This window comes from Corynebacterium mastitidis DSM 44356, from assembly GCF_000375365.1.
Classification (GTDB): domain Bacteria; phylum Actinomycetota; class Actinomycetes; order Mycobacteriales; family Mycobacteriaceae; genus Corynebacterium; species Corynebacterium mastitidis.
Map to the genome: position 1 here is coordinate 1 of NZ_AQXB01000011.1, position 7,533 is coordinate 7,533.

Annotated in this window: 4 protein-coding genes; 3 read left to right on the plus strand and 1 reads right to left on the minus strand. The window is 57.6% G+C overall.

Features of this window, described 5'->3' with window-relative positions; translation table 11 throughout:
• The first annotated feature begins 72 nt into the window (after positions 1–72).
• The 3 genes from B140_RS0111135 to B140_RS0111145 all read left to right on the plus strand — a co-directional run bounded on the left by B140_RS0111135 (position 73) and on the right by B140_RS0111145 (position 6,739).
• Positions 73–2,025, plus strand: a complete 1,953-nt coding sequence (locus B140_RS0111135) for an AAA family ATPase (protein WP_018119431.1) — start codon at positions 73–75, stop codon at positions 2,023–2,025.
• Positions 2,012–6,310 (plus strand): hypothetical protein, encoded by a 4,299-nt coding sequence (locus B140_RS0111140; RefSeq protein ID WP_156801774.1) that lies wholly within the window; start codon positions 2,012–2,014, stop codon positions 6,308–6,310. Before B140_RS0111135 ends, B140_RS0111140 begins: the two co-directional genes overlap by 14 nt.
• A 102-nt stretch (positions 6,311–6,412) precedes the next feature.
• Entirely contained in the window at positions 6,413–6,739 is a 327-nt protein-coding gene (locus B140_RS0111145; protein WP_018119432.1) for a hypothetical protein, read from the plus strand.
• Between the two features lie 83 nt (positions 6,740–6,822).
• Here the strand turns inward: B140_RS0111145 and B140_RS13955 are convergent, their stop codons facing one another.
• Positions 6,823–7,119: a hypothetical protein gene (locus B140_RS13955; RefSeq protein WP_156801775.1), complete on the minus strand. Its 297-nt coding sequence runs from the start codon at positions 7,117–7,119 to the stop codon at positions 6,823–6,825.
• Between the last annotated feature and the right edge of the window lie 414 nt (positions 7,120–7,533).

Here is a 7,533-nt window from a genome sequence, read left to right on the forward strand (position 1 = left end):
AAAGTATCAATCAATCGAATATGACGACAAGATATTTCAAAACTTCCTTACAGAAGGATTGGCGGTGAAAAAATGACCACACAGAACATCACCTGGAAAAACCTCCTCGACGACACACACGCCTACGGCAAGCAGTTCGCCCCGGCCTTCTACAAGCTCAACGACAAACTCGGCGGTGCTTTAGGCCAACTAGCCGAACAGCCCCAATCCATCCAGGGCCGCGACAAAGAGATTGCTATGCTCCACGCCATCCTAGAGCGGCCCAAAACGCCCGTAGCGCTCCTCCTCGGGCAAGCAGGCGTGGGCAAAACCGCCCTGGTCGAAGAGTTCGCCAAGCAGCTCAACTCCGGTGACTACCACACCCACACGCACTACCACTACCTCTTGGTCAACCTCCACCTGGGCACCCTTGCCGCACTGGGCACCCAAACCCTGCAAACACGCCTTTCCACGCTGTTCGATGAGATCAAAGAGCTAGAAGACTGCGCCCGCCGCGCCACCGGGAACGACTACGTGCGCCTCGTGCTGTTCATGGACGAGGTCCACATGCTCGTAACCATCTTTGGCGCTGGCACCAAAATCGGCGGCGATGTCGTCAAGGCCGTCCTCGCACGATCCCCGATCCGTATCATCGCGGCTACCACCCGCCGCGAATACGACTCCACGATCATGGTGGACAAGCCCCTATCAGAGCGCTTCAAGCAAATCGAAATTGAAGAACTCCCCGCCCACGTCGTCAAAGACATCGCCCGCAACTGGTGGTCCACCGTGGCCCCGGACTGCCCGCAGCCTGCCGAGGACGTCCTAGAACTCCTCATCGAAGCCAACGCGCAATACCGCTCGGATTCAGCCGAACCGCGCAAATCCATCGACATCCTCGAAGATCTCGTTTCCTACTGTAGGAGGGAAGGAAAAGCGGCAAATAGGAAAGTAGTGGAAGATATTTTCAATCAACGCTACTCCATTAGCCTCAGATTTGAAGTAGAGGCGCAAAAAGTATTTGACAATATCAATAACAATATTTTCGGGCAGCCTCATGCAATGAAAGTAATGGAACTGCTCGTATTCTCCATGATATTTCAACTACACAACACGTCAAATAAACCACGGGCCACTATCTTATTTACTGGCCCTACCGGCGTGGGAAAAACCGAAACAGCCAAGCGACTAGCCGAAGGAATGTACCCCGGGCAAAAAGTCCTCCTCAACATCAACATGCCCGACTACAAGACAGTCGAACATGAACCCGCCTTTAGGAAAAGGCTCGGAGAAGCAGTACGCCACAAACCTCATTCCGTGGTGCTCCTCGACGAGGTGGAAAAAGCACACCCCGCAGTCCTCGACACCCTTCTCGCCGTACTTGATGAAGGCGTGGTCTTCTACGACGTCCTCAACCGCGAGGGCGCTACCGAAACCAACTACGTCTCGCTTCGCAACACCATCATCATCGCCACCACCAACGCCGGCGCCGACGTCTTCGCCAACGACGCGCGCTTCTCCCAACGCTCGATCACCGGCAAAAGCCTCAACGAAGACGTCTCCGATGCAGAGATGGACCAGCTCATGGGCGTACTGCGCCCAGAACTGCAAGCCCAAGGCTTCAAACCAGAACTTCTGGGCCGCTTCTCCCGCATCGCCGCATTCCGCGGCCTCGAAGAGGCAGCCCTCCTGCGCATCGCAGAACGCGAGATCAGCCGACTGCAAAAAGAAATCAAGGAGCTAAAGAACATTGAGATCATCTGCGAAGAACCCCACCAATGGCCCAAAGACGTCTACGACTACTACACCACGGACGTCGCACTCTACATCACATTCGTTCGCGCACAATCCACCGACCCCAACTCGGGCGGCGCCCGCGCCATCGCACGAGAAATAGACACCCTCGTCATGGACGAAATTGTGCAAGCACTCAGGAGAAACCCCCATGCTCAGAAATTCAAACTGGAAATATCCCACGACAGTGCCATCTATGACTACGGCGCCGGGCGCACGGCAGGAGGAGTAAGAGTCCATGCTCTCGACTAACAACAATGTGACAAGGAAAATACTTCCCTTCGTCATCCTTGCAAGCATTATCTTTTCCCTCCTTGCCCTCATTGCGCCCGCTTATGCGGCAGATGAGGAAGAGTCAATTAATGCTGCCTCCGTTTCCATGGTGCTTGACGGTGGGGAAAGTGACGACGGGGCTAAACAGCGCCGTATTGAAAAAAGCATTAACCAGGGCATGAAAGATATTGCCTCGGGTAATCTCGATACGCAAGAAGCAAGAAACCTTATTACCGCCCTGGGAACAAACCAGAGCCAGGATAATGAGACCCGCCTTGCGAATCTCGCGCGCTATTCAGGCGAGGACGACTTCAACCAGCTCTTAAACAACCAAGAGCTCCAAGACCAACTGATCAACACCGATAGGGAAAACCTCGAAGGGCTCATCGGGTCTATCCGCCAGCTCAACGACGAGGCCCAAGACGCCGAATCGGACTTGACTAGCGACCTGAAAAAGGCAGGCGAACAGCTCGCGCGCGGTGAAACCATGATCCCAGGGGCTGATCTCGCCAACCGGATCTTGCGCCTGGGCTCAGATCGCGGACTCGTGGACGCACCGCACACGGAATCCGACCTGCTGGCCTCTGCGCTTTTCTCCAAGGCACGAGGTGCTGATAGCGCCGATGAGATCAGCCTGTCGATGGACGATCTACGCAAATTCGGCGGCGACGACGGCGTACAAGCCACCTACGGCCAAATGCGCGACCCGTCGGCCAACGCGCAAGAAACCGCCGCCGGGCGCAACCTCGCGGCCTATCTCCAAGCGCTCTACGGCTACGGCTGGATCGTGACCACCGGACGCGCCGGCAACGAGCACAACGAGTTCGCCAACGCCTACGGCGAACGCACACCGATCTTCCAGTCCGACTGGAAGGCGAACGCCACCTGGGCCGGGGAACTTGGAGCCAAGCTCTTTGACGCTGCCACCGGCTTGATCATCTTCTTGTCGGATCAGGTCACCAAAAACCTCAACCCCATGAACTGGTTTGGGTTTACCGGCGCCGGTAGCGAAGACGACGGCTGGGTATCTCGGTCCATCCGCAGCATTTTGAACACCGTCGGTTTGGGCAAATCCACCATCGCGGCGGGCCAGTTCCTCATGCTCACCCTCTTTATCACCGCCTTTACCGTGGTGCTGTTGTGGGCCCTGCGCAAAGGCCGCTTCGAGGGGCGCAGCCCGGCGATGAAAGCCAACCTCGTGCGCATCTTCGTGATCCTCTCCACGATCCCGCTTTTCGCGCTGCTGACCTCGACTGTGGCCACCATCGGGCTCAACTACGAATCCGAGGCCAAAGACGAGGTAGCACGAGGAAACGAGAAATACATCGTCGATACCCTCGCCTGGGCCTCCACGGCCAACCTCTCACTGGGCCTTGCCGGATACTCCTGGTCGGATAACCCCCAGGACTACATGCCCAGCAAAGAAACCGTGGCTCGCCTCTCCAAGGCCGTTAACTCCCAAGCAGAAGCCGCAGGCATGCGCGGACTCCTAGAATCCACCCACGGCGAAACCCAGGCCGCCTCTGCCGGCGATATGCTCTCGAAGCTGAACTCCAAAGAGACCATCTCCGTGCAGCAATACTTCTCCGCGATCACCCGCGCCGGAAGCAGCGATGTGGTGGGATCTGCCTCCGGCAACATCGCAGCCGCCAACATCCGCGACGTGAATGCACAAATCGGAGACACCGACGCGAAAAAGTACGACGACGACATCCTCGGCGCCACGCTCAACACCCCCTACTTCTTCGTCGAAATCGCCTCCGACGACACCGACGAAGACACCACAAGCTCCTCAACTACGAGCACGAGCGAGGACAACCCCGATGTCACCGACGGACCCGACGGCTTCGAACAAGGCACCCGCATTGAACTCGGTGCTGGCGGGCCGAACGCCCAATACTTCGATCTCGCCAGCAGAAAAATGGCCGCCTCCCCAGTCAAATGGAACAACCCCGCCACCTACATCTACGGCGCCGTACCGGCAGGCGGATCCGTCGAAGAAACCAACACCTACGACAACTACATCTTCGGAGAAAAATCACACCAAAACTGGAACCCCGAAACCGCAGCACTCGATAGCGACCCCGATAAAAAGAAACTCCTCAACACCAATGCCTACTCCATTGGCATGATGAACCGCTACGCAGGAATACGCGACTTTAGCGGAATGATGAGCCTTTCCACACAATCCACCGCTTTCGTCCTGCAATCCAACATTTCTTCCGGAACCCTAGAATACAAGGGCTTTCAAACCAACCCCAATTCCACAGGATCGGCAAAAAACACCGGACGAAACGGAACCGAGTTCATCCGCTACGTCATACCGCACACCGGCTACGGAGACCTAGGGCTCAAAGTCGCGTCCTTGTCCACCAACAGCATCACGCTGGCGGCCATCGCGCTCACAGCCTTTATCGGCATGCTGCGCGCACCCATCATCCTCGCACTGTTTGAAATGCTCCGAGGCCTGGGCCGCTCCCTTTTCCTCGGACACCCCGACGGAGTGATGCGGGCCGCCATCTACTTCCTCGCCATGCGCCTCTCCTTCGCGTTCGCCATGAAATCCATCGAAGTAGCGAACTCAATACTCCAAGGACTTATGGGTGGCATAAGTGCTATTACTGGAATTGAGAATATGGGAATGGATTATGCCACACGGGAGTATGGAGATCTGGTAACGGGTGGGTTAAAGACGGACATTTCTCATGGCGTTGGTGGTCTTATCCTCGTTGTTCTTGGCCTTGGTTTAGCAGCACTAGTGTGCTTTCCGATGTTCAAAATGACCGACAGCAAGGGCCAAATACGCAAATACTCCGTAGTCACCATGATGGTGACCCTGCCGTACATGATTGCCGACCAAGCAGCCTCCTCCATGGACCGATTCAACATCTTCCTCGGCCTTAAACCCCAAGCCACCACCGGGGTGACCGGCGGCAACCTCAAGGCCATCACCCTGAAGGAGCACGGAAGCCGCTTTCTCACCCGCACGGTAGGAGGTGCCGCGCTTGCCGCCGGCGCGGCCTCGGTGGGTGCTAAGGCCGGAGGCAAATTCGGCACAGCAGTTGCCCACAAGGGCGGAGAAATCGGCAAGAAGGTCTTAGGCCTTGGCAACAACGCCCCCAACCCCGAGGGCACAGACTCCCGCGCCACGCAAGCCGATACCCAGCGCCTACCCCTTCGTGACGGGCAAGGCCCCGGCGCCCCCACTGACTCTCAGGCACCGGAAAAGAAGGGGGTTGTGGGCAAGGCGATGGATGCGGTGCGCGGCCACACCAGCGAGGGCAATGAAGGCGCGGTAGACCCCGGCGTCTCCGCGCCCCGCGATGGGCAGACCACCCAGACGGACCCGGGCTCAGCCGCAGACACCGACACCGGGCAGGAGCACAACCCCACGGCCACCACCGGCGCCCCCGGTATGACTACAGATCCGCAGGCACCGGAAAAGAAGGGGGTTGTGGGCAAGGCGATGGATGCGGTGCGCGGCCACACCAGTGAGGGCAATGAAGGCGCGGTAGACCCCGGCGCCTCCGCCCCCCGCGACGGGCAGACCACGCCTGGCACACAGCGCGACAACCACGCCACCACCGGGCCCAAGACCCTCAACATCGACCAGGCCACGATCAACGCCGACCACGCCCGCGCCGAGAGCACGGCAACGGACATCTCAGGCGGGCGGGTCAACCTCACCGGAAACATCGCAGAAGCCCAAGCCAACGACGTCCCCCCGGTGGAAGTCTCCCCGCGCGACGGTGTACCCGAGCCCACCGATGAGGACACTCAACCTGCCTCGCGGCGCACCCCGCGCCCGGACGGCGGAGACCGCGTGGACCACAAGGCCCACATCGTGAACTTCCTCAAAGATGCCGCTGGGGACATAAAGCATGGTGACGGATACCGTACTGACGGCGAGATCTCCCACGGCCTCCACCACTACGCTGAGGAAGGGTCCATCGCCCAGAAACTTGCAGGTCAGTACCGCAAGGCCGCCGCATGGGAAGCCAAGGTCAACAAGACCCCGGATGCTCACCGCGACATCACCCATGACGCCTCGCGCAAGCTCGACCAACCGACCCGTTCCTCGCACGGCACCTCTGGCAGCCAGGCACCTGCTGCCTCGCCCGAGACCATGAAGCTCGTCGAACAGCTCACCCAAGCTGTCAACGAGCTCGGACGACAGGGAAGAGACGAACGCCGCCGCGACTACGAGAACCGCGAAGCCCTCAACCGCGTCTCCGAGAGCATCCGCCGACTCGACAAAAACTGAAAGGATGTGGTACTAACCCCCGCCATGCGATACGATCACATGTAGACCACTCTCGACTTTGTACACCTACAGGATTAACTCCATGAAAGAAAGGAATAAAATATGGAGCAATACTCCACGATGCTGACACGCTCGACACAAATCGACAACAGCGGCATAAGCAACTTCATTGACTCTCTCGGAAATGCAATATCAGACCCCCTTCAGGGTATCATATTCGTCGTTTCCATGGCCATTGCGGGAATCTGCATCATCGGTTCCATTGTTTCCTTTAGGAAGAACCAATATGGAAAAGCGGGCATAGCGTTTGTTTCCGGCATTGCAGCAGCCATTGTTGGCGTGATCGGCCTTACCGGACTGGGATCCATTGCCAGTGACGTCAACCCCATCAGTGGCACGGACAACGGGGTCAACGAATACCTCAACTAGCCGCTACGTGACGATCCCCCAGGCTAAGGGCATACAAGCCTGGGGGATCGTTTTGCTTCGACACCGAGCAGTGCTGCTATCGATTACTCCACAGAAGGACACTGCGTACCGCACACCGGATTCACCGGCACCGCCGACGGTGCAGCCGAATCTGAAAAAGGTTCAGGATGATGATGAAAAGGAGACGTGACCCAGTCAAGAAAATCTTTACTGAAGAACCCCGAAACAGGATGTCCGGTAATAACCCACGCAAGGAAAACGGTAATAATAACGCCAAATATTGACAAAGCTATCGCCGGATTATTCAAGGTCTTTTCAATACCACGGGCAAGAGAATTAAGAAAATCTTCTAGCAGTTCTATCAAGATGGGAATGAGCATAGTTTCACTGTAGCCGAAGTGGGCGGCCCATCCTAGGAGCGCGAGCGGTCAGGGCGTATCGGGATAGCATATTCATTATGAATATGAGTATTATATGGGCAGGTCACTGCCACTGTACGGCGGTGGGCTACCTGTCCCAAGCGATGTGAAAGGTATCTTGTGGTGAATCGTCATCATTTCTCCTCTCCACCCCCCGATAGCGGGGGAAACTCCCAGAAAGCGGCACCGCACCAAACGCCTCGATGGTGGGGTAGAGGTAGCGCGTTCGGCTCTACCTGGTGGGCCAAGGGCGGCCACCGTCGCCGCATCCGCGCAGGCATCCTCGTAGGAACCGGGGCCGGGCTTGTTCTATCCCCTGGTGCTGCGCACGCAGACGTCCTCTCGGATGTCGCAGGCGCAGTCACCGGGATGGTC

Coding starts and splice junctions, on each gene's coding strand:
- B140_RS0111140 (WP_156801774.1), top strand. CDS start 2,012: ATGCTCTCGACTAACAACAATGTGACAAGGAAAATACTTCCCTTCGTC.
- B140_RS0111135 (WP_018119431.1), top strand. CDS start 73: ATGACCACACAGAACATCACCTGGAAAAACCTCCTCGACGACACACAC.
- B140_RS13955 (WP_156801775.1), bottom strand. CDS start 7,119: ATGCTCATTCCCATCTTGATAGAACTGCTAGAAGATTTTCTTAATTCT.
- B140_RS0111145 (WP_018119432.1), top strand. CDS start 6,413: ATGGAGCAATACTCCACGATGCTGACACGCTCGACACAAATCGACAAC.